We start from the raw sequence: 26603 nt of genomic DNA on the forward strand, positions 1-26603 counted from the left end.
ATTGGCGAAATTAAAAAACTAGTCACCGATTACAGAAAAGCATCTGTCGCTGGCGAATAATTCCGTTCAATTAATATTGAAACAAAAAAAGCCCCACATTATTGCGGGGCTTTTTTATTATATAAATTTAAAAGGAACTAGTTCAATCCTCAGAACTATCGTTTTTCTTTTTTTGTGCTTCTTCTGCTTTTTTAGCACGCTGCATTTTATTCCCACCTGAACCTTGTCCGCGAGACTTTTGCTTTCTTTTAAATAATTCAAACTTTGACGGAATCATTTTTCTAGGCCAATGGTTATTCACCATATCAATATCCGCTGTCTCTAAATGGGGATCTAATTGAAAGGTGGCTACATTTTTCTTGGTAGCAAAAACTTTGGTTACTTTGTCACGGTTCATACGCCAAATTTCAGCGGGGATTCTGAACTCAGATGTTGTTCCATCCTCATAATTGAATTGAAGCAGGATTGGCATTACCAATCCACCAACATTAGAAAAGTCAATTTCGTAATAATTTAAATTGGACTCATATATGGATATTTCTTTTTCTGTCATGTCAAGATTTTCCATATATTTTTCATAATCCTGTTTATCAAGAATTGTCACTTCAAATGGATCATGTTTATTGTAAAAATCATTGGCGGATTTATCTTTTTCCACCAGAGTTCTTCTAATGTCACGTTCATTATTAATTTGCCAGGCTTGTCGTGGTTGAGCTTCTTTCCTTTCTTTCTTTAAAGGAAACTCAACTTCTGGGTCTTTGGAATTCAATGTGTACCATGACACTTTATCAATAGAGATGTCTACAGGGTCGGTGCCATAGAACCAGCCACGCCAATACCAATCTAAATCGACGGCTGAAGCATTTTCTAAAATGCGGAAAAAGTCTGATGGTGTTGGATGTTTAAACATCCATGATTGGGCATATTCTTTAAAAGCGAAATCAAACAAATCTCGACCAACAACCGTTTCCCTTAATATGTTCAATGCAGTGGCGGGTTTGCCATAAGCATTATTACCAAACTGGTAAATGGATTCGGAATTGGTCATAATGGGACTAATGCTATTTTTATTACCCTTCATATAATAAACAATATTTTTTGGCGGCCCACGTCGCGAGGGATAGTCCCTATCCCATTCCTGCTCTGTGAGGTATTGAAGATAAGTGTTTAATCCTTCATCCATCCATGTCCACTGCCGTTCGTCAGAATTGACTATCATGGGGAAGTAGTTATGTCCCACTTCATGAATTATTACACTTATCATACCATACTTGGTGCGATCGGAATAAGTACCATCTTTTTCTGGGCGCCCATAATTGAAGCAAATCATCGGATATTCCATTCCATTGGCGGCTTCAACAGAAATGGCCACTGGATAGGGGTAGTCAAATGTGTATTTGGAATAGGTTATTAAGGTTTGGGCAACTGCTTTCGTGGAAAATCTTTCATAAAGAGGATTGGCCTCTTTGGGGTAGTAGGACATAGCCATGACAGTCCTTTTGCCCATTTTAACACCCATAGCATCCCAGATGAATTTTCGTGAACTGGTGAATGCAAAATCGCGAACATTTTCAGCTTTAAAGCGCCATGTTTTAGTACGTTTCAAGCGTGATTTTTCATTTTCAGTTGCTTCATCTTGAGTTATGATTAAGACAGGTTTCTTGGATGTCTTAGCCTGTTTAAATCTTTTTTGCTGTTCTTTGGTTAAAACAGATTTTGCATTTTGTAATTCACCCGTAGCCGCCACAACATGATCTGCAGGTACGGTAATATTGACTTCATAATTGCCAAAATTAAGTGTGAATTCGCCACGGCCTAAAAATTGTTTATTCTGCCAGCCGTATACATCATTATACATTGCCAATCGAGGAAACCACTGGCAAATAGTATAAAGGTAATTATCATCGTCTTTAAAGTATTCATATCCTGGACGGCCTCCTAAAAAGATTCTATCTTGAACATTATACCACCATTTAATTGAAAAATCTGTTTGATCGCCGGATTTTAACGTATTGGGAAGGTCAATCCGCATCATGGTTTTGTTGATGGTGTATTTTAGTTTTCTTCCTCCTTTAGCAATTACTTTATCAATTTTAAATCCTCCGTCAAACTCATTCAGAATTGGGCTCGCATCTGCATCGCCGACGATCAATCCCGGTTTCATGGACGAAAAGCTCATTTTGTCCCGCATGCTTCCAGTCGTAATCTTATATGTATCAGAATCTTTGGCACGAACATTTTGGTCGAGTTGAATCCAAATATAGTTTAGGTCATCGGGAGAATTATTGGTATAAGTAATTGTCTCAAATCCCTCGATCCGCTGTTTTTCGTCATCGAGGGTAACATCAATCACGTAATCTGCACGGTTTTGCCAATACCCGTGACCAGGATAACCTGCTGCAGATCTATACATATTAGGTGTAGCGATTTGTTGATCAAGCTGTTTAAACTTATCTTCAACTTGTCCGAAAATAGTACTTATGACAAAGCTGAGTATGATGGAAAACTTAAATTGTTTCAATGAATCCCCCTTTAATATTTCTTTTGGATTGAAATTATTATGTTTAAAAAAGTTAACGAAATTACATAACATCAGCTTCAATTATGTTGAAAAATATTCATATTAAAGGAATTTTGATATGGTTGGTGATTATTCCATTTGTGTGGAGCCATCCATTTCATGTGAGCATTACCACCTTCCAATTGAATCGAAAATCACATACTATTGAAATTACCATGAAACTATTTACAGAAGATCTTGAGAATGTTATAGAATCGAAAAGATTGCCTCCCATAAAACTGGGGTCGAAAAGAGAGTATATAAAAACTGATTCATTGATTTTTGATTATTTGAGTGAACATTTAATTGTATCATTGGATAATAAGCAGGTTACATTTCAATGGGTTGGTAAAGAAATAGAGAATGATATAACATGGTGTTACCTCGAAATTAAAAATATGGATGATTTTTGGACAGCAAATATTCTGAATACAATATTTATTCCAAATTTTACCGATCAGCTGAACATTTCACATTTTCAAAAGGATGGTCAAATACAGACTGTCATGAACCATAAAACTGAAGTTTTTAAAAAAATTCAATTTCAAAAGAAAGATAAATAAATGAGAAATATAATTATATCAATTTTGTCTATTGCATTAGTTGCTTGTAATCCTCCACAAATAAAATCTGATAAAATAACGGATGGGTTGGGGCCCATTGCTTCAAAATATGAGATTGATAGTAAAAGATTGATTGATGCAGCCCTTGTGGATTCAGAAGGATTTAATAGACTTGCGGAATTATGTGATACCTTTGGGCCACGCTTTAGTGGAACGGATAATCTTGAAAAAGCTATTGACTGGATTTTAGCAGAAATGAAGTCCGATGGATTGCACGACGTCCATGGTGAAAAAGTAATGATTCCGAAATGGGTCCGCGGAAAGGAATCGGCGTATATGATATCTCCATGGAAAAAAGAACTTCATATGCTTGGCCTAGGTGGAAGTATCTCAACGCCAGAAGAGGGTATTACAGGAGAAGTTGTTGTTATGAATAGTTTTGATGATTTAGTAAATAGATCATCTGAAGCAAAAGGGAAAATAGTTTTATTCAATGTTCCTTTTACCAATTACGGTAAAACTGTACAGTATCGTTCCGGTGGCGCAATCGCTGCATCAAAGGCAGGTGCTGTTGCAAGTATAATACGTTCAGTTGGGCCATATTCAATGAATACGCCCCATACTGGCGGCATGCGTTATGAAGATGGCGTAAAGAAAATTCCTCACGCAGCAATCACTGTTGAAGATGCAGCTATGATTGCAAGAATGATTGAACGGGGACAAAGCGTCAAAATAAATCTAAAAATGGAAGCACATTTTGAAGATGATACGCCATCTCGGAATGTGGTAGCAGAGATTAAAGGCACTGAGTTCCCTGACGAGGTAATAGTCATGGGCGGCCATATTGACTCTTGGGATGTGGGGCAAGGCGCTATGGATGACGGTGGTGGCTGTGTTGCCGCATGGCAAGCAGTAAAATTAATGAAAGAGTTGGGGTTGCGACCCAAGAGAACAGTAAGAGTAGTTATGTGGACAAATGAAGAAAATGGTCTGCGGGGCGGTAATGCATACCGTGATGCTCACATGGACAATCTGAATAATCATATCTTAGCAATTGAATCAGATGGTGGTGTCTTTAAACCGAAAGGATTTGGCTTTACCGGTTCCGATGATGCTTTTAAAATTCTTACTGATATTGGAAAATTATTATATCCTATTGAATCGGGAATTATGATTAAAGGTGGCGGCGGCGCCGATATTGGACCAATCATGCGGGAAGGTGTCCCTGGTATGGGATTGAAAGTTGAAGGATCAAAATACTTTTGGTACCACCATACTAATGCCGATACATGGGATAAGTTGGATAAAGATGAATTTAACCGTTGTGTAGCTACCATGGCGGTGATGGCCTATGTTGTGGCGGATATGCCTGAGCGTCTACCTCGGTAGTTAATCATTATTTACTTTGGTTCCTTAAACACGAAAGCCCTAATTTAAAATTCTATAAGACACTCATTGTGAAACATAATACACTTAAATTTACATTATTACTTTTAATGTCCATTTCATGGGCTCAGCAATCACGTGCGACTATTCAATCGGGACCTATTGACTATATAGATACATTGCCCGAACGACCGCTTTGCGCATTACCAACATTGACGAATGAATTCACAAAAGCGCATTTAGAAAAAATGAAACGGTATTATCCTGATGTTTACAACCGAATGCTTGCACCACCAACTCTAAATAAAACTACAAGCGTGGGCACAATTCAAAAGTTTTGGGTGATTGTCGATGACGATCAGGGTGGGACCAAATCTGAAGAGGTTTCTGCTGAATTATTAGCCAAAGGTGACCACACGGCCATTTGGGCCGACACAAGTAAGATCAGTTCTTCAAACAATATTTCGTCCTCTTTGGCTTCTCAGTACATTACACTTTTAGAAAGCAACACTCCTTTAGGATCTCGGGATACTACAAAAGGTATTTACGATCTTGAATTAGAATATTTTGGCTCACCACCTAATTATGATGGCGATGGTATTGTTGATTTCCTTTTTACCGATATTTTTTCAGGAGCCGGTGGTTATTTTTACGGATTGGATCAAACAACAGGTACCGGTAGCAATCAAAGGGATATTGTCTACATCGATTCCTACGCTAGTGTTTCATATACAGAAGGTACCCTCTCTCACGAATTACAACATTTAATCCATTATAATTATGATACTTATGAAACGGTTCAATTCAATGAAGGTCTCAGTGAAATGGCCACAATTATTTCAGGTGGTGATTATATTTCTCATGCCCATTATTTGAATCAAGCAGATCAAATGGGCTGGACATGGGATGGGAGTGCGGCCAATTATTCAATGGCTTCTTTATTTGTCCTCTATTTTGTGGAGCAACTTGGTGATGCATCCATCAAAGCTTTTGTTCAAATGAATGCTGGAGGTAATCCAAAACAAAGTTGGCAAGCATTCGATCAGTTGATGACAAATTATGGCACCGGTCTTACTCATAAGGAGTGGCTTGTTAATTGGTTCACAGCCAATTATCTTCATAACAAATTGATCGACCCAAAGTTTGGATATGACCAATGGATGCCCATGCGCGCACGATTAACCGCCAAACATTTATCCGGGAAAGTGGATGCTGCTGGGAATACTGTTAAGGATTATGGCGCCAATTATATCGCATATGAATCTTCAGCAGATTCGATGGAAATAACTTTCAATACGACCAGTAGCGGTTCGCCCAATTTTCGCTCTTTAGAATTCAATGATTCAACCGTTGTAGTCAACACTCTATCAAATGGGACAAAACATTTACTTTATCATGACAGTTTAAAAGTAAACAGCGCATTATTTATTATTGCTAGTACAGAAAATCGATCCATCAATTATGATTATGCATCTGAAGGTACGGATGCATCTGGATGGACAGGATTTGAAGAAATTGCCCATGATGATGGTACGGCTGATTCATTCACCACATCCGATGGAAGTTCATTCGGATTTTTGGGATGGGGCAATAATTTCGAAGGATCGGGCTGGGGTGTAGCCTTTGACCCAAAAATGGCCACCAATCAATTGGTGGAGTTGAAAGTTATTATGGCATTTGATCAAGAATTTTCTGGATCAGGAACGCCTGCATCGGCGGATAAAGATTTTTATATTCACGTCTGGGAAATGAGTGATGCGAATGGAACTGTAACAGATGTCGTGTCACCCATTCTTTGGTCAACCTCAAGGGCCTCATTAACGGGTGATTGGACAAGAATTGACTTAACTCCTTATAAGGAGCAATTATCCAATTTAGGCCCAATTGTAATTGGTATTGTTGAAGATGATTCTGTGGGTACTTATTTTGCCATGGATAAGAATCTTAATGGTGAAAATTATACTTATGCCTTTAACTATAATAGTAGCGGTGGTCTTGATCCTATGAATAATTTTTCAATCGGAGGTGAATCGCTCGACGGATGGAATTATATGTTTCGGGCATCTTTTTATATAGCCGATTCAACGGTTCCTGAAATAAAAGCTGGTTATATGCAGCATTCAATATTTTCGGATGTGATGAAAATTTATGTTGTAGGAAATTCTGTTATGAGTTCAGATCACATGACCGTAACGGCCAACAATGCAGGCTTCGAATCGGTATTAGAAGTAAATCCGGTTGCATCGAATGACTCATTGTTAATGATAGAACAGTTCAAATTAAATACCTCGGGAACCCTGGATATAAATGTAAAAGGAACCATGCGGTATGGTAGGGCAACCATTGATACAACATTCAAATATAATGTGAATTTCACATCATCCCAAGTGGGTGGTGATATTTCTTCCCGGGATGGAAACTATATTATGTCAATTCCTGAGAATAGTTTGGACGAAGATATTTATGTGATTGCTGGAAAAGATGCCATTGGTCCGGGGACTGAAAAAATGCGAATGGCCAATAAGTTTAATCTAGGATCAATTTATACAGTGGGTCCTGCGGGTAAAAAACTGAATGCAGGCGCCACTATTTCGCTCTTATTAAACGGTTTAGACCCTGAGTTTGTATCTATTGGTTATTGGGATGGTGAAGTTTGGCGGGAGATTCGCTCTTTTGTTTCAAATGATGGTACATCAATTATTGGTGTTGGTACCCATCTAGGTCATTACACATTGATTCCCCGTGGGAGTGGGATGCCATTAGCCGTCGAATTAGGAAGCCTAATTCCAACAGAATATGCACTGAAACAAAATTACCCAAACCCTTTTAATCCGGAAACTCGTATCCATTATGATCTTCCTGAGAGTGGGCATGTATCTCTAGTGATTTATGATATACTTGGGAGGAAATTAATCCAACTTGTGAACAGTGAACAGTCGCCCGGACGGTACAATATTTTTTGGAAGGGTGTAGATGGATTAGGAAATCCAGTAAGTAGCGGTCTTTATTTTTATCAGCTGAATGCAGGTAACTTTTCTGAAACAAAGAAAATGATTATCTCAAGATGATTTTTCGTAGAACAATTCATCTCATTGTTGGGTCCTTGTTAATTTTTGTAGCATGTGAAGATAAGAAGGATCCACGTTTTGAAATTCTTTTTGAACCTTTGGAGTTTCAATATGGAAAAGTTGAGGTAAGCCAAACAGTCTCACAAAAGATCCGAGTTAAAAACACAGACAAATCATCTGAAGCTTTTATAGGAGAAATTATAATATTGGATTCACCTGCATTTATCATGGACTTTAGCGGTGTGTTAACGCTTCAAAAAAATGAATCAAAAGAAATCTACATTACGTTTAGACCTACTTCTGCCCAAAAATATAATGCAAAAATATCTGTGAGTAATGATTATGCATTTAGTGAAATGTATCTCTACGGAGAAGGTGTTGCTCCAGTATCATTCTCACTTGATCAAACTAAGCTGGAATTCGGCATGGTTAAGTCCGGTGAAACAAAAGATTTAGATTTAATTTTTACAAACAATGCTTCTTCAGGATTTGACCTAGAATTGGCATTATCAATTCCATCCAGTGATTTTTCTGTTATAGGTGGTAATAATTCATTGACTATTGCACCAGGCCTATCCCAGACTGTTTCCATTAGTTTTACACCTACACTGGCAAGTTCAACCAAATCGTTAAAGGTTACCCATAATAGTTCTGTTCAATCCAATCCACTAAATATACAATTGACTGGAATTATGGATGAATCAAGTATAATTATGTCTAAGATATCTGAAGGGTGGACTCAATTTGAGAACAAAAATTATAATGACAGTCGGAAAAAATTTCAGGATGCAATGAATAAAGCAAGAATTCACGCAACCTATGATAGCGTATATGGTGAAGCCATGTATGGTCGAGGTTGGGGAACATTGTTTGATCAAAGCATGAATGACCATGGAAAAGGCGCCTTTATAGATTTTGTAAATGTAATAAATGATTATGGATCTAAAATTTCTGGAAGGAGCAAACTTGATTGCCTTGCAGGGAAAGCCATAAGCGGTGCATTGATTGGTGGATCTGTTGAAGTTTATGACACTGTTGTATCCGCTGCATTAGATTTACTAAATCAAGATCAAAATTACCAATTTATCCATAAAACTTCTGTGGATCATAAAGACGTGCGTATGGCTCTTATTCAGTCTTATTACTATTTAGGCAAATATACAGAAGCTGCTGCACAAATGAATATTTTAGATCCATCAAACTCTCCCCATTCTACCAATCCAGCCACACTTCTGGCAGCTATCCAAGCACTCTCAGGCTCTCTTTAATTGGATCTAAATGGCAAAACTGCCATAGTTACGGGTGCTTCCCGTGGCATTGGAACCTATATCGCAAAAACGCTGGCTAGGCATGGAGCAAATATAATTGCCGTTGCCAGGTCCGAAGCGGGTCTTCAGGAAACAAAAGTAGACATTGAGAATTCAGGGGGCTCATGCCAAATTATTCCATTTGATCTTTCAAACATTGATGGATTAGAGGGATTGGTGGCGGACATCTGGTCTAATCATGGTCCAATACAATTTCTAGTAAATAATGCCGGGATTGAACATTACCAACATTATGACCGCATCCAGAAATCAGAAATATTGTCTATTCTAAATATAAATCTTCACTGTCCATTGGAGTTGTCGCGTGCAATAATGCCTAGAATGTTAGATAATAGTGAGGGGCATATCATAAATATTTCCTCCTTGGCAGGGAAAAAAGGTGTGGCTTATAATTCAATATATTCTGCTTCGAAAGCTGGATTGCTCATGTGGGCTGATGGCATGCGCCAAGAATATAACGATTCACCCATTGATATTTCGGTAGTCTGCCCAGGTTTTATTTCAGAAGCTGGTATGTTTAATGATGGTCAAATTGATCCTCCTCCTTTATTGGGATCATCAAAGCCACAAAAGGTTGCTGATGCAGTCATAAAAGCTCTGAAAAAAGGTTCCTGTGAAATTATTGTGAATTCTGGGCCAATTCGTCCATTGTTAGCCTTGGGACAAATTTCATGGAAACTGGCGGATAAAATCGTTCGCTGGTTTGGGGTACCGGCGCTCAGCCGGAAACGGATTTCCTTTTAGTCGCCTGTTTTTTTATCTTTCTTAATTTTCGATTAGTCCACCATTTCACAGGCTTACTATTCATAATAGGCCGAATGACTGGCTGTGACTTTTTCCACATCCATTCCGATAGAGAAAAGACAAACATATTTCGAGGGAATGGTTTCTTTTCATATTTAGGCACCATATAGTTTGTCCGTTTATCTTTATATAAATCGTATGCTATCCAGCCAATGGCACAAAGTGATAAAGTGGTTATAGCAGGGTAAAAATATTGCCCCGTTTCCCGGCGAATGGGGGAGAAGTCTGGGGTGTAATATGAAAGTGGCGTGAATGATTTAGCTTGATACATTTGAAGTGCAATAACGCTCCCAATGCCGATTGATCCAGTAATAAACCCTTTTCGTACTGAATTGCCCAAATAGGAGGGGCCTGATTTTATTTTATAAATATCATACAAGGAGTAATAAACTGCTTTCATCGTTGTATCGTCGTTCAATTGAAAGGTTGCCGCTTCTGGACCAATCCGTCCTTCGCCAAAATAAATCATATTGTACTGTACACTATCACCGCTATGTAAAAGAATGTATCCATCTCTTTTTTGTAAGTCACTCATTCTATTTTTTAACGATCGCGATTGAAATATGGGTTTTCCAAAATGGTTGTAAATAAGATAAACTTTGTAAAGGTCTATAGACTTTTGTGCTAAATCTTTGACTTGTGTATAATAGACAGAATCTTGGGTGATAGAATCTACAATTACGGTATTCGCCTGCCCGTTTAATTCAACCAATATATGGCGAATATTTATGGTATCCTCCGGGATGGGCTCTGTTGGAATGGGGCGCATATATTTCATATCACTAACGGGATATTCAGTGATGTCATATTTAGGGAACGGGATCTTGTTATAAATAACTCCCAAGTCTAAATTTATATTTTTTAGCGTAATTCTAGTTTTTAAATTTAAACGTGTCTCAAAGCTTATGGATAAAATATATTCACCGGGTGGCACGTTAGAAAATTCAAATTTACCACCACCGTATTTTTTTAAAAACTTTTTAGAAGTTTTTGTTTTCTGGATTAATTTTTGGGTAGTATCTAAAAGCATGACTTTGGCATCGGGGATGAGTACCCCATGGGCAAAAGCTGCCTTACCATGAATGGTGAACGTCTCCTCCTGACAAAAGGAGAGAGCGAAAAGAAATGAAATAGAAATGATGTATTTCATTTCGATGTCTTATTGATTAAAAATCTGATGGAATAACAACTTTTGAACAATCTCTAATGTTTCCTGTTGTGCGGTCATAACATTCTTCAAATGTAGGATTGCCATTGTCATAAATCGACTTATTCATAAGTGTCCGATTCAGCCAATACCAATTCCATTCACCCGTTCTATAATCTGCTTTATATTTCCCTTCAAATGCAATTTGCTCTGATCGATAGTAATCAATCCAAATACCATCTTTAAGACCTTCTTTGTACGATCTGGTTCCACCTACTGTGCCGTCAGGAAAATACCGAACCCATTCGCCATGTTTTTTACCATTCTCGTAAGATGGTTCCTCCTTGACTTGCCCATTTTGATAATACTCGAATTCAAAAGTATCATTTAATTCGCCGTTGTTCCATTCCTCAAATCGTCGTTCTCCAAATTCATTCCAATAGGTCCATAAGAGATCTTTTTTATCATTCTTATAAGAACCTTCTTCTTTTGGATTGTTATTTAAATACCATTCAAAATACGAGCCGTTTCGTTTATCATCTCCATACATTGTTTCTGTATGCGTATTGTAGGTAGAATCTCTAAATACCGTCCATATGCTAGATTTTATTCCATTGTTATAGTGATACGTTTTCCATGTTTTTCCATTATTAAAAAATGATATCCATTTTTTATCATAAAGGCCATTCTCGCTAAAGTTTGGCATTTCCTTGATTTGGAGGTTTTTATAATATTGATAATTGTAATCTGTGACCAAAGAATCCGAATTGAAATACTTGTAGTTATTGAGTCGATTATCCTCATGATACGATAGCCAAACACCATTCTTAAGTCCATTTTTATAACCATATTTTTTCAATAGCTCTCCACTTTGATAGAAAGATTTCCAATTACCATCAAAAAGCCCATCATTATTAAAACTAGGTTCCTCTTTTATTTGCCAGTTCGGATAATAATTAAAAATATAATCCGTGTTGATTGAATCCATATCTAGAAAAATATATTTATCCCGACGACCTTTGGTATCAAAATAAAGCCATTTATTATGACGGTGACCGTCATAATAAAATCCATTTACAATATTAAGCCCTAAGCTGTCCCATTCGCCAAATTCACCATTCAATTCGTCATTGATAAATTCAAATTGTTTATATCGTTGTCCATTCTGAAACCAGTAGATATGATTTCCGTTTCTGAGACTATCCTTATACGTAATGGTTTCTGTCTTAATGCCAAAGTTATTGAAGAGTTTGGTCTTACCATTTAGTTGTCCTTTTTTGTATTTGGCGGATCGTTTTATTTTTCCATTCTTATAGTATTCGATCGCAATTCCTTCTTTGAGACCTTTGGTATAACTAATCTTTAATAAGATTACACCTGTTGAGTCATAACGGATTTCTTTTCCATTTTTTTCTCCATTCTTATAATTTAAAGAATAACGTGTTTTTCCATTTGCCCAATACCCATTCCAAGTACCATGGGGGAGGCCATTTTTAAATGAAGGGATCTCCATTAATTGGCCATTTGCCCATTTTGTTTCTTTGTATTCAGCTAAGAGTTTTCCATTCGTATAGTATTGATGCGCTTTAACCCCGGCAGAATCCAAGAATGTCCATATACCATGGGCAATTCCTTTCTTGTATTGTTCTTCTCGAGTCCATTCTCCGCCACGGTTAGAAAATATCCAATTACCGATAGGTTTTCCTTTTTTGAATAATCGTATTACCTCGCGGCTCCCATTTGAATGCCAAGTAGTCCAAGCTCCATCTAAACTATCATTCTTAAAGGTTTTCTCATGGATTATTATTTCTCCATCTACAAAGAACGTAGAAAGACCATTCTTTTTTCCTTTGATGTAAGTATCTATTTGGATTAATACGCCAGTACTGTCATAATATGAAAATCCTCCAGATAGAATTCCTTTTGAATAATGTGAAGTTGTTTTGAGTATACCGTTAGGATACCACGTTTTCCATTCTCCATCAGGTTTGGTCTTTGTGAAAATGGATAACGAAGCTCTCACGGTGTCAATGTCAATGGGGATTTGAAGGGAGTCCAATTGAGAAATGTTCGCATCAACGATTGGAAGAGTATCGCTGGGGGAAGGTGAGGGTGGTTCTTCCCCCCATACAAGTCCGCCATCGTCATCGACGGATATATTTTCTGCAGTGTCAACTAGCGATGAATTTTCTGCCAATTTTAGTGGGTGATAGGTATAGATGTGAGTCCATAACGTATCAGATTCGCCCTTTAATTCCCCCTCTAAAACAACACGATTGAATTCATCTCTATGGATAACGGACTGTAGCTCAGGGCCACAACCATATAAAATAATTATAATAAGGAAGATTTTTTTCATTTTGGTTGATTTATTTTATATCACTTAAAAGAAGTAAGTGCAAATTTATAACACAAAGTGTTTATGAAAAATATGAAAAATCAATGGCGAAAGAGTAAACAATCAGTGTTAATTGAGGTTAATAATAATTATTGTTTATTATAGCGGAATTATATGAAATTCCTCATTAAGTAATAGATGCGGAATTTCTTTGTCTGGGGAGCAGATAAAGAATGGTATAACGCCACATACCAAATGAATAAAAATACTCCCAAAAAACAGTCACACCTTTGCGTGCAATTTTCTGCACGCCAAAAAACCTTACCCAAAAAAGGTTTGCCGTCAATCTATGCACGGGAAATCTTTATCAAATCGGTTTTCAGAATCACCCTATTTGTAGGTGTCATTTCCTGCATATCTGCCCAACCAAAGTTATCTTTTTATCTCGGAGGCGGTTTTTATAATCCTGGATTGGTGGGACTCGATCCAGATTCGAACGACGTTATCCCAAGTATGAATTTATTCAACCGCAACATTCTAATGGATTGGGGTGTTAAATATCAATTTTATCCCAACGCCAGAATTGGGTACAGTCAATCCCATTCATTTCACACCGGTACGATTGGTGAATCTAATTTTAGTCGTTCCCTGACTTATCGCGTTTTAAGTATCGAGACTTTCTTCTTTCCCCGTGAAAAATTGGAATTGAATTTTACTTTAGCGCCTATGTTAAATAAAGGAACTATTGAACTCACGGCCAGCGCCACTTCGAAGGATTGGGATGATTTTCTAAAAAACCTCGATAAAGATAATGAAAATGTAAGTTTAGTAATTGGCGGTATAATGTCTAAGAATTGGTTTGGATTTTCAAGTATGGTAGGGGCGAGGTATTATTTGACCGCAGCGATGTCAATTGAAGGTCGATTGGGATATTATAAAAATTTCTATAATTCAAAAAATTGGGAATTAGAAAAGAGCAAAGTGCTTGGACCTAAAATGGCCATAGATAAAATGCCCGTGTTTCAATTATTTTATGTGTTCGGTTTTTAGATATTTGTGAAGTAAATCACATGGTCAACATTTTATGGTAATACTGTTATAGAATTATATTAATTTAAGTCCGCCGTTAATGCGGTGCAGGCAACATTCATTTTGAAAAAATTATTCATACCATTTATATTATTTATCTCAGTTCCTTCTATGGGTTTATCTCAAGAAGGTAAAAATAATATTATAATTTTGGAATTTGAATCCATTGGGTTGGATACAAATGAAGTATTAATTCTAACTGATCGGTTTCGTAGCGAAATTGATAATATAAATCTCTATACGATAGATAATCGTACCGAAACTATAAAAACACTTCAGGGCGCTGCCAAAGCCCAAGGTGGGTGTATTGCTGATAATTGCGCTGATAAATTTGGTAAAGTCCTTGGAGCAAAATTTGTCATCGATGGTTCCATCACCCAAATTGGAAATCTATATTCTGTAGAGACTGAAATAATTTTGGTAGAAACAGGACTTTCTGAACGAAGTATTGGCGCCACTTATACAGGTGCAGTAGAAGGTGTGCTCACCATCATGGAGTTTTTAGCATATGAAATAATGGGGTTAAAGCCACCTCCTGAACTTATGGCAAGAAAAATGGGTATCAATACGGGGGAAAAGTTCACAATCGGTGTTATGGATTTTAATGGTATTGGTATAATCCAAATGGAAGCGGCATCACTCACAGATGAATTTGGAACGGAGATCGATAGAACGGGGAGAGTGGTTTCAATCTCTCGTTCAAACATTAAAAAAATAATGCTTGAATCCAAAGGTTGGGGATTTGCGCCCTGTTTAAATAGTGAATGTGCCAAAGATAATGGTGCTGTAATCGGTTCCCAATATGTCATCGGTGGCGAAATAACCAAGGATGGTGACAAATATAATATTATAATCAAATTATTTTCAACTGTTACGGGTATGATGAAAGCGAATAGAGACATTACCTATAAAGGACCTGTTGATGGGCTGGTTACTGAGATACGGCTGTTAGCATGGGATATCATGGGGCTTAAACCGCCCAAATCTTTGACCTCTGCAAGGAAGGGGAAAATTATTGGGCCAACCATGATGGAAATGTTGCAATCAGATCGTTATAAACCCATGGTGTTATCCACCATAGTGCCCGGTCTTGGGCAACTCTCAGTTGGAAAGAAGAAAGCAGCTAGATTGTATTTTGGAACGGTAGCCTTTGGCGTAGGTATGATACTTTATAATTATAGTGAATATTCAGGCGCCTATGACTGGTCTTATGAATTGTATAATGATAATTATTTGAAACAGAATAATTCAGTTGATATGCTCACATCAGAAAAGAAGGTCCGGCGAGCTGTTAAGGATGTTGAGTGGCACAATAACCAAATAAAGACTTTTACAGGAATTATTGCAACAGCATGGATTTTGAATATATATAATGCATATAAGCTCGGTAAACCTAAAGGCGATGATTTACCTTGGAACAGAGCCCTTAATATGAAAATGGGAATGAATTATAATCCTTACCTAAATGCGCCCTTAATAACTTTGAGTGTTAATTTGCCATGATGAAAATTGCTTTTAAAATAATCACTTGTTTTTGCTTCACCCTTTTCATCGCTTGCGATGTACCGGAATTTGATTTTAATGAATTTGGGGATGCTGATCCACCAGCGCTTTTGTTTGACCCGTTTCTGAAAAAAGTTCCGTCTGGAACATCGTCCTGGGTAGATATTGAAGCTCTTCAAATTAATGGTGCCGCCGGCATACATATTAAAATGGAGTATGATCCGAAATATGTTTCTATTGAAGATGTAGTGGCAGGCGAGTTTTTTAAAAACGCAAATCAACCTTTGATAATTGTAGAGGATGAAGGGTCCTATTTAGATATTTATACTGTTTTTCTACCGGAAGGTGTTACGCAATCGGTAAACGGAAGTGGCGTGGTCGTTTCAGTTGAGTTTAAAACCTTAAAAAAAGGTAAATCTAAGCTCATTATTTCAGATGAATCCCGCGTTGTTGATGCTGGTAATAGTGGAATTCTAATGAACACATTTGGATATTTTATTATTGATGCTCGCTAAATTATTTATGAAAGAAAAAAAACAACAAATCAACTATGATTAAAAATTTAAAATTATCATTTTATGGAATTATTATGTTGGGTCTTGTTGCATCATCTGTAGGGCAAACTACCGCCCAAGGCAATATCGCAAACGGAGACTATCATACAGCCGTAATCCTTAGTGACGGCACGGTGAAAACTTGGGGGTCAAACTTATCAGGTCAGCTTGGATTGGGAGATGCTCTAAATAAGGGTGATGGTGCCGGTGAAATGGGTGATAATCTTTCTATAGTTGATTTAGGTACTGGCAGAACAGCTGTTAGGGTTGCAGCTGGCGCAAATCATACAGTCGTTATTCTTGATGACGGGAGTGTTAAAGCTTGGGGTAATAATACCTATGGTCAGTTGGGGCAAGGCCATACCAATAACATTGGAGACGGTGCCGGTGAAATGGGTGATAATCTTTCTGCAGTAGATTTGGGAACCGGTAGAACGGCCGTCGCCATTGCGGCTGGAGATAACCATACAGCTGTGATATTAGATGATGGTACCATAAAAGTGTGGGGACAAAATGCTTTTGGCCAATTAGGTCAAGGAAACACTATCCAATTGGGCGATGACTCCGGTGAAATGGGCAGTAATCTTTCTACAGTTAACTTGGGTACAGGCAGAACGGCGGTTTATCTCGCTGCGGGTGGAGGAAATACAGCCGTTATCCTTGATGATGGTACCGTAAAAGTATGGGGTAAAAATACTTTTGGACAATTAGGCCAAGGGCATATTAACTCTATAGGGGATGATTCCAATGAAATGGGTGATAATCTTTTAGCTGTTAATCTTGGTACAAGTATAACAGCCATCGATATTGCTGTTGGGACAAATCATATTATTGCAATCTTAAATGATAGCACCCTTAAAGCTTGGGGTTATAATAATAGAGGTCAACTTGGATATGGGCATATCAATAATTTGGGTGATGGCGCAGGTGAAATGGGTGATGCACTTCCAACTTTAGCCAATAATATTAAAGCATTGGCAGTTGCCGCCGGTGCAAATCATTCGCTCGCAATTTTACACGATGGTACTGTTACAGGGATTGGTTGGAATAATTATGGGCAATTAGGATTCGGACATACCAATGATATCGGTAACGATGCATCAGATCAAATGGGCTTCGTTGAATTAGGTACCGGTCGAACAGCCACAGCCATTTCAGCTGGTTATTTGCATTCGTCTGTCATTTTGGACTTATGTGGTACTAAGGCTTGGGGGTTAAATAATGCAGGTCAACTTGGTCAAAGTAACACGGCTAATATTGGAGATGGCGCCAATGAAATGGGTGATAATTTATCAGCCATTGATCTTGGTACAGGAAAATGTCCAGCTACAAAATTAACACCCATATCTAGCGGCCCCTCCATAACTTTTGACCCAGATAATAGTACTACCAATGTGGCCCCCACAACCAATGTTATAATTCATTTTAATGAAGCAATCAGGAATCTAGATGATTCTGGAATTACCGATACAAATGTTGATGCTTTAATTACGTTAAAAGAAACAGATGCAACTGGAACCCATATCGTTTTTGATGCCACTATTAATGCGGCTAAAACAGCCATTATTATTAATCCAGTTGTCAATTTCGCAACAAGTCAAGCCATCTATGTTGCCATTGGTGCTACTGTTGAGGATCTTCAAAACAATCCTATACTTGCCAAAAGCTCAACATTTACTACGGGAACGCTGATTCCGGGGCAATTGAATAACCAAATATCAAGTGGTTATTATACGACAAATGTCATTCTTACTGATGGAAGTGTCAAAGGATGGGGATCTAACGTTTTTGGTGCCACCGGACAGGGGCATAACAATACTATTGGTAATGGCGCCGGTCAAATGGGTGACAATCTTTCTACCGTTGACTTGGGTTCAGGAAGAACAGCGGCGGCTGTTGCAGTGGGAAATAGCACAGCAGCCATTCTTGACAATGGCCAATTAAAAGCTTGGGGTAAAAATACCTTTGGGCAATTAGGTCAAGGGCATACAAATCATTTGGGAGATGGGTCAGGCGAAATGGGTGACAATCTTTCTGCTGTTGACTTGGGTTCAGGAAGAACAGCGGTAGCTGTTGCTGTAAGTCTTTTTCATACAGCTGTCATACTTGATAATGGCAATGTTAAAGCATGGGGACGAAATTCTTATGGACAATTAGGGCAAGGCCATAAAAATAATTTAGGCGATGGATCGGGTGAAATGGGCGATAATCTTTCTGCTGTTAACTTGGGCACAGGAAGGACTGCCATTGCCATCGCTGCTGGTAGTAATAGTACTGGCGTCATTCTTGATAATGGACAAGTAAAGATATGGGGTTTGAATCAATATGGCGAATTAGGTCAGGGGCATAACAATAGATTGGGTGACGGACCGGGTGAAATGGGCGATAATTTAGCAGCTGTGGACTTGGGCGCAGGAAGGACTGCCATTGCAATCACCGCTGGCGAATATCATTATGCTGTAATCTTGGATGATGGTACTGTTAAAACGTGGGGAAGAGGCAACTATGGTCAATTGGGTCAGGAGCATAATAGCAACATAGGTGACGCTTCTAATGAAATGGGAAGTTATCTACCCTCAGTAAATATAGGAACGGGCCGGACCGCCATCGCTATAGATGCGGGATATAACCATACAACAGTAATTATGGATAATGGTAAGGTTAAAACTTGGGGATTAAATGACCGTGGTCAGTTAGGTCAAGGCAATACCAATAATATAGGTGATAATGCGGGCGAAATGGGCGATGCCCTATCTGCAATAGATTTAGGCACGGGAAGGGTAGTTCTAGGCATATCAGGCGGCTCTGATTATACGTCCGTTATTTTAGACGACTGTACTGTCAAGGCTTTTGGTTTTAATTTAGCTGGGGAACTGGGTATAGGAAATAATACAACAATCGGTGACGGTTCCGGTGAAATGGGTAACAACCTAGCATCGGTTGATTTAGGGACAGGTATATGTGCCGCGACTACAGCCCTTTCTATTACAATAGATAATACGCCGCCCACCGTAACCTTTTCTCCGGTCAATGGTGCGACCAGTGTTTCTCTGAGCGCGAATGTATTAATCTCCTTCAATGAGGCTATCCGTAACACGGATAATAGTGTACTCACCGATTCTAATGTTGACGGTCTTATTACACTAAAATTGGATAATTCCAGCGGTGCTGACATTGGTTTTGACGCTACAATCAATTCGGCCAAAACCTTAATTACTGTCACACCTTCGAGTAATTTTTCTTCGAGCCAAACAATTTACGTAGCTATAGGATCCACTGTTGAAGATGGCGCGGACAATGCCATTTCTGCCGCAAATGCATCATTCGCCACATTAGATGCTGTCGGCCCAACAATTTCTTGGGTGCCAACAGACGGCTCAATCAATGTTGCAGTTTCAAGTGATGTAACACTTACGTTTAATGAATCGGTGAGGAATACGGATGATTCTGGCCTTACAGATATCAATGTGGATGCACTCATCACACTTAAAAATACTGATGCCAGTGGAAGTGATATTCCTTTTGATGCGACTGTAAGTGGTGGCGGATCTGCTTTGAGTTTTGATGGAATAAATGATTATGTTGAAATTTCGGATCCCTCGGATGGAAGTTTGGATTTTGGTACCGGTGATTATGCATTTTCAGTATGGTTTAATACAAATGCGCTAGGAACCACCCAGCAAATATTATGTAAACGAGAAATTGGAAATTATGAGGTTCAAATTAGTCCGAATGGTTACTTATCATCTTGGATTGGTGTGGATGGTTTTTCCAGTAATGCCCAAGTATCACCAAATGTATGGAATAATGTCATAATAACGCGGTCCGGTTCGTCGGTTAGCATGTATTTAAATGGTGCTTTGGTTGGAACTGTCACATCCAGCGCTTCTACATCTAGTGATAGAAATTTTATTATTGGAAACGATGGATACGGTCTATCCGAATATTTTTATGGATTAATTGATGAAATAAGCGTTTGGAATAGCGCGTTGACTTCCAATGAAGTTATTTCACTATATAATTCAGGAAGTCCTATTTTATCAACTTCAAACTCAGGCAACTATTTATCTTCCGGATCTCTCGTTGGATATTGGGGTTTTAATGAAGGCAGCGGTTCTACCGTTGCTGATGGCAGCAGTATAGGAAACAATGGTACAATCAGTGGCGCATCTTGGACGACTATTTCCCCCGGTGGTAATACGGTTATCACTATTAACCCTGTCAGTAATTTTAGTTCCAATCAGACGGTTTATGCCGCCATTGGAACGGAAGTAGAAGATTTTTCAGACAATGCTAATTCCGCTTCCAATACTACTTTTACCACTGCAGATATTATTGCACCAACGATTACTTTCTCTCCTTCGGATGGAACGCAAGGTGTGGCCATCAATAATAACGTAACGATAACTTTTTCTGAAGCTGTACGGTTAATAGATGACTCAGGAATTTCTGATACCAATATTGATGCCCTAATTACACTTAAAGATACGGATGGAAACGGCAGTGATATCTCTTTTGATGCAACGATTAATACAGCTAAAACAGTAATTACAATAGATCCTGTAAGCAACTTCAGTTCCGTTCAAACTGTATATGTATCGATTGGTTCTACGGTTGAGGATGTTTCGCACAATGCAATTTCTGGAGGCAATGCCTCTTTTGTAACTATTGATACACAAGGACCATCTTATATATGGAATCCGGTCAACGGTGCCACGGGTGTTTCACCTGCTTCAAATGTGAGGCTTACTTTCGCCGAAATGGTCCGAAATATAGACGATACGGACCTTACCGACACCAATGTGGATGCACTGTTGACTTTAAAAGATTCCGATATTAATGGAAGCGATATTAGCTTCGATGCTACAGTGAGTTCTGCCGGTGGTGTGGGGTCACTTTATTTTGATGGTAACGACGATTATGTAATTGTTGAACGGCAGATACAGGACGATTTCACAATTCAGGCATGGGTCAAAACAACAACTTCCCGAACTGGTTCAAGGTTTTATCAAGGATTGGGTATCGTTTATGCCGATGTTGCAGGATGGGGAATGGATTTTGGAACATCTATCCTAAATGGAAAATTTTCATTTGGTACGGGAACATCAGACAAAACTATTTTATCCACAAGTTCGATTGACGATGGCAATTGGCATCATGTTGTTGCGACTCGTGAGAAAGCCACTGGTACAATTTCTGTTTATGTGAATGGTGCATTAGAGAATTCATTGGTAACTACCAATACAATGGCATTGTCCTCACCAACTCAAATCAACATTGGAGCTAACACAATAGACTCTCGTTATTTTAAAGGTAATATTAGAGAGGTTGCTGTGTGGAATAGTACGGTTTCATCTGCTGGTGTTGCTGCACTATATAATTCAGGGTCGCCTCTCAATACTTTAGCCGACGCAGGAAATTATACTTCTTCCGGGAATATAATGGGTTATTGGAAGTTAAATGATGGATCTGGTTCTGTAGCGGATGATGGCAGTGCAAGCGCTAATGATGGTACAATTAATGGCGCTGTATGGAATTCTGATGGCGGCGGCGGATACACCATAATTACCATGAATCCCACCGGTGATTTTACTTCTTCTCAAGTTGTTTACGCTGCAATTGGTTCATCTGTTGAAGATGTATCTGACAATGCCATCAGTGCATCTAGTACTACTTTCACTATTGCCAATGTGGATGCCCCTAGAATCGTTAGCGGCTCTCTTGCAAATGATAATAGTTATGTACTTATTTCAATTAGTGAAGCAGTTTATAATACAAATGGTAATTCGGGCGCTTTAGAAGTTTCCGATTTCAATATGGTTTTTAATCAAAATAACGGAACCGCTACAGCAGTTTCAGTCACGGGTATTAGTAAGTCTGATGGCACCGCATTGGCAGGTGGAGAAACAATAATTCGGCTCAATCTAAGTATCACTGGTACACCAAATGGTGTTGAGACAGTTGCATTTAAACCAACCAATGGGTCATCAATATTTGACATAGCTGCTCTGGCTATGGGTACAGCCCAAACAACGGGCCCATTACCATTGAATGACCTTGCGCCACCCATTATGGTTTTTTCTCCAGGGAAAGATGCTACGGGAGTCGGAATTGGAAGTAATGTAACCATTGCTTTTTCTGAACCAGTTCGCCATACAGACAATAGTGCCATAACAAATGATAATATAGATGCCTTATTAACTCTGAAGAATACAAATATCAGTGGCGATAATATTCCATTCGAAGCTACGGTTAGTTTAAATAAAAAGATTATATCTATTAATCCCACTAATTATTTTCAAAGTCTTCAAACAGTTTATGTTGCTATTGGATCAACGTTAGAAGATTCTCTAGATAATGCCACTCCCGATTCAAGTATTACATTTATAGTCGCAGATGTGGATCCACCAACGGTCGTATTTAATCCAGCTCACGGTGATACAGGAGTCGCTTACAATTCAAATATTACTTTAACATTTAGCGAACCTATACGATTAAAAAATAATCAAGTTTTAGTTGATGCTGCTTTGGATACAATCATTGACTTACGGGACACAGATTCAACCGGAAGTGTATTGGGCTTCACAGCCTCAATCAATTCATCCAAAACAATTATTACCGTAAATCCGGTGGATTACTTCAGACATCAGCAAAATATTTATGTGGGCATTGGCGAAACTGTGGAAGATACTGTGGGAAATTTAATTAGCCCTGCTTTTGCAGTATTCACCTCTCAGTCTGATCAATTTCCTTTGGTGGCGTTCAACCCTGCTAATAGTGATGTAAATGTTGGTGTAGAAAGCAACATTACCATTACATTTACTGAGCCGGTAAGACTTTTGAATAATGATCGAATTTCCAATGTGAGCGTAGATGACTTAATAACTCTAAAAGATACTAATGGTGACGGAAAAGATCTCCTTTTCGATGCAGTGATCAGCGAAGAAATGGTAATGATAACCATTGACCCTTATGTTGATTTTACTAGCCAACAGTCCATCTATGTTGGTCTAGGTGCTGGTACAGAAGATTCCCTCAATAATATCGTAGGCGCTCACAGCGTCATATTCACTGCCAAGGATACGCAAAGGCCATTTGCTATATTTGATCCACAGGATAAATCCGTGGATGTGCCACGAAATAAATCAGTCATAATCACCTTTAATGAACCGATAAGAAAGATTTCAAATCTCCAGTTTACAGATAGCTCAATTGATGATGTTGTTGTTCTTAAAAAAGGCAATGCGGATGGAGAAGATTTATCCTTTGATGCCACCATTAATGAAACAATGACAGTAATCACTGTAGATCCCGGAAATGACTTTGATTACCAACAAGCAATTTATGCGGCCATCACGAGCGAGATTGAAGATACATCCGATAATGTAGGTTATGTGGGGAGCAGTATTTTTACCACCACAGATGACACCTTAAAGGGGCCGAGCATAGTTAGTCTTATTCCACCGGACAATAGTATTGACGTGACTGGCGATCAAAATTTAATTATAAAATTTGATGAAAATATTATTACTAATCCTGGCTACTTCATCATTTATGAATACACAGCGGATAATGAATTTGAGAAAATAGAAATTGATGATTCAAAAATTACCATCAGTGGAAATAGTCTTATTGTTAATCCTGATGGATTATTTAATAGTTTATCTTCTTATTATGTAATTGTTGGTAATGCTGTAGTAACAGATAGTCGTGGAAACTTATCAACCGGTATATTGGATAAGGATACATGGAATTTCACCATCAGAGATATGACCTTACCAATGGTTGCCATAACACCGGCAGATAGTTCCACCGATGTGGCCGTAGATACCAATATAGTTTTAACATTCAGTGAACCGATCTTTCATTTAGATGGCAGTAGACCTACACTGGCGAGTATTCGTTCAAACATAGTATTTCAAACCAATAATCCGAACCGTACTCGATTCAATGTAGCATATGATTTAACTAACAGCACTGATGGGCTAGTGTATACAATTGATCCAAAAGTTTATTTGTATTATGCTGAGGATTATATTGTTTCTGTTAAAAATTTAAGGGATGAAACAGGGAATATATTGCTGCCGGCATCCAGTGCATTCACTACTGTTTATGGACAAATTCAAACTTATATCACGACCATTGCTAATCCAACAAACAGTCGCGCTATTCCTATTGAAGTTTCCTTTGGCACTTCCGTCACTGATTTTACATTAAGTGATATTGAGATTAGCGGTGGAACGGGCCAATCGTTCTCTGGTGGAAATAAAAATTATTTCTTCGAAGTTGTCCCTAGTGCCGAGGGTGACATCACAATAAATATACCTAAAAATGTTTGTCATAATGTTGCCAATGTAAATGATGTGAATGTTGCCGCTGCCTTAATTGTTACTTATGATGGCTTAGCGCCGAGCATTAAATATGTTGTAGATGGTACGAAGGATGGTATTACAGATATGGATTACCAATCTTCTAAAAATATGTATATTGGATCCTGGACATTGAATGAAGATCTCGATAATATCTCCCAGATTAAAGCTGCCTTAGGCACATATCCCGGAGGTAGTAACACCGTAAACTGGCGATACCTCGGACTTCAGGATACTATTCAGTACAATCCTCTTTCTCTTATTGAAGGAAGAACTTATTATTTAAGTATTTCAGCGGAAGATAAAGTGGGGAATACTTCAGAAATTGTAGTGAGTGACGGAATAATAATTGACGGTATGAAGCCAGAAGTTGGTATAGTCAACGATGGTCTTGGCGAAGATGTAGATTATGTAGAGAGTAACTTATCCGTCGCTGGTAACTGGCATGGATTTATCGATCGTTTGGGTGTGGTGAGTTCTTATAATATTGCATTGGGATCCAAAGATTATTCCACAGATCTAATGGATTGGGTGAATACAGGTAATATTGATTCAACATTTAGTAAAACAATTACGCTGCCGCTTTATGAAGAAATTTTCTTTTTAGTTCAAGCTGTTGATCAAGCAGGGAATGAATCGTCTGTAAAGTCGAGTGATGGTTTTATTGTAGATCCTCACTTGGGTAAGCCGACTATTGTCAGTGTTACTCCGCAAGAGGGGTCAATTTTAAATATGTCCAATGTAAATACAAGTAAAATCAGCCAGATAAAATTTGAATTTTCGGAACCGGTCAAATCATACAGTGTTGATTCGAAATCTTTTCATACTACCGGTTTTAACTATGCCTTGGATTCAATGGCGACAGAATTAACAATAACAATTGACCCGCCGCTGGTAAGTTTAGATACAATTGAAATTACCATCACCAACATGGTGGATTCTGCTGGGCGTGCGGCTGATGATTATATTATAAATTATTATACACCTCCATTAGGGGATTATAATATGGATATGAAAATCAATGTGTTAGATTTAAATCAATTGGTTTCCGGTTGGAAAAGTAATGATTCTGAATTCGAATTGGGCCCAACCCAGGGTTTGTATCCTCATATGGTTATTGATGGAAATTCTGATTATGATTTGGATGATGCCATGGTATTTGGTCGATTTTGGGGCTGGTCTGTAGCCCACCATGGCCTGGCAAAATTATTCCGATTGAATACGGCAGAGAAACCGGTTATTTCAATGCGGATGAATGGATTTGAAATTCAACCACCGATTGGCGCGAAAACAGCCCAACTCTTTTTTGAATATGATTCAGAAAATGTAACGCTCAATTTTTCAAATGCCAATGCGACAAATGATTCTGAAATAATTTTATCAAGGAATGAACAAAAATCAGGTCAAGCCATTTACGAGATTGGGTCTCTTAAGCAATTTGATTTAAAACCGATTCGGGTTGATATGGGGCAGGTTGAGAATAATGAGTCACCTGTTATTTTATCGTATGTGTTTTACAGTGCCGGGCAAAATGTGATATCAGAAGGGGAGCAAGAGGTCAATCTTGTACAAGTGCCGGAATCATTTTCTTTAAGTCAAAATTACCCAAATCCATTTAACCCAATCACCCAGATTCAATATCAATTACCTTATCAGACAAAGGTGAACTTAACCGTTTATGATGTGCTTGGAAATGAGGTGGTTGTTTTGGTTAAAAAGAACCAAGCTCCGGGGACTTATAAAACCATTTGGAATGGGTTGGATAAAAATGGCAGGCAATTATCAGGTGGGGTATATTTCTATAGGTTAAAAACGAAAGAATTTTCAAAAACAAAGAAACTCGTTCTATTGAAGTGATGATTAAACAAAAAATAAACTTAATATTTAAAGCCCC

At 38.3% G+C, this 26603-nt stretch carries 12 protein-coding genes; 9 read left to right on the top strand and 3 right to left on the bottom strand.

Going from position 1 to position 26603, the window contains the following annotated elements; genetic code table 11:
* Window positions 1-142: 142 nt before the first annotated feature.
* Window positions 143-2593: a M1 family metallopeptidase gene (locus HN459_08255; GenBank protein MBT3479437.1), complete on the bottom strand. Its 2451-nt coding sequence runs from the start codon at window positions 2591-2593 to the stop codon at window positions 143-145.
* A gap of 11 nt (window positions 2594-2604) precedes the next feature.
* Here HN459_08255 and HN459_08260 point away from each other — a divergent pair, with 11 nt between their 5' ends.
* The 5 genes from HN459_08260 (at window position 2605) to HN459_08280 (ending at window position 9649) form a co-directional block, all read left to right on the top strand.
* Complete coding sequence (locus HN459_08260) at window positions 2605-3123, top strand: hypothetical protein (protein MBT3479438.1); 519 nt, start codon at window positions 2605-2607, stop codon at window positions 3121-3123.
* Complete coding sequence (locus tag HN459_08265; protein ID MBT3479439.1) at window positions 3124-4512, top strand: M20/M25/M40 family metallo-hydrolase; 1389 nt, start codon at window positions 3124-3126, stop codon at window positions 4510-4512.
* 107 nt (window positions 4513-4619) lie between these two features.
* Window positions 4620-7577, top strand: coding sequence for a T9SS type A sorting domain-containing protein (locus HN459_08270; protein ID MBT3479440.1), 2958 nt, complete (start codon window positions 4620-4622; stop codon window positions 7575-7577).
* Window positions 7574-8845 (top strand): choice-of-anchor D domain-containing protein, encoded by a 1272-nt coding sequence (locus HN459_08275; protein ID MBT3479441.1) that lies wholly within the window; start codon window positions 7574-7576, stop codon window positions 8843-8845. Before HN459_08270 ends, HN459_08275 begins: the two co-directional genes overlap by 4 nt.
* Entirely contained in the window at window positions 8846-9649 is an 804-nt protein-coding gene (locus HN459_08280) for an SDR family NAD(P)-dependent oxidoreductase (protein MBT3479442.1), read from the top strand. It abuts the gene before it with no gap.
* On the opposite strand, the gene HN459_08285 is transcribed toward HN459_08280, so the two are convergent.
* Both HN459_08285 and HN459_08290 read right to left on the bottom strand, forming a co-directional pair.
* Window positions 9624-10859, bottom strand: a complete 1236-nt coding sequence (locus tag HN459_08285) for a carboxypeptidase regulatory-like domain-containing protein (protein MBT3479443.1) — start codon at window positions 10857-10859, stop codon at window positions 9624-9626. The two genes, HN459_08280 and HN459_08285, sit on opposite strands and share 26 nt — an antisense overlap.
* Window positions 10860-10875: 16 nt before the next feature.
* Window positions 10876-13215 (bottom strand): hypothetical protein, encoded by a 2340-nt coding sequence (locus HN459_08290; GenBank protein MBT3479444.1) that lies wholly within the window; start codon window positions 13213-13215, stop codon window positions 10876-10878.
* A 177-nt stretch (window positions 13216-13392) separates the two neighbouring features.
* Between HN459_08290 and HN459_08295 the strand changes: the two genes are divergently transcribed.
* The 4 genes from HN459_08295 (at window position 13393) to HN459_08310 (ending at window position 26566) form a co-directional block, all read left to right on the top strand.
* Window positions 13393-14244, top strand: a complete 852-nt coding sequence (locus HN459_08295) for a hypothetical protein (protein MBT3479445.1) — start codon at window positions 13393-13395, stop codon at window positions 14242-14244.
* A gap of 150 nt (window positions 14245-14394) precedes the next feature.
* Window positions 14395-15786: a hypothetical protein gene (locus HN459_08300; protein MBT3479446.1), complete on the top strand. Its 1392-nt coding sequence runs from the start codon at window positions 14395-14397 to the stop codon at window positions 15784-15786.
* A complete protein-coding gene (locus tag HN459_08305) occupies window positions 15783-16301 on the top strand; it encodes a hypothetical protein (protein ID MBT3479447.1) in 519 nt (172 codons plus the stop codon). The genes HN459_08300 and HN459_08305 overlap by 4 nt, the downstream gene beginning before the upstream one ends.
* Window positions 16302-16336: 35 nt before the next feature.
* Complete coding sequence (locus tag HN459_08310; protein MBT3479448.1) at window positions 16337-26566, top strand: T9SS type A sorting domain-containing protein; 10230 nt, start codon at window positions 16337-16339, stop codon at window positions 26564-26566.
* Window positions 26567-26603: the final 37 nt, after the last annotated feature.

The organism is Candidatus Neomarinimicrobiota bacterium (assembly GCA_018647265.1).
GTDB lineage: Bacteria > Fidelibacterota > Marinisomatia > Marinisomatales > TCS55 > TCS55.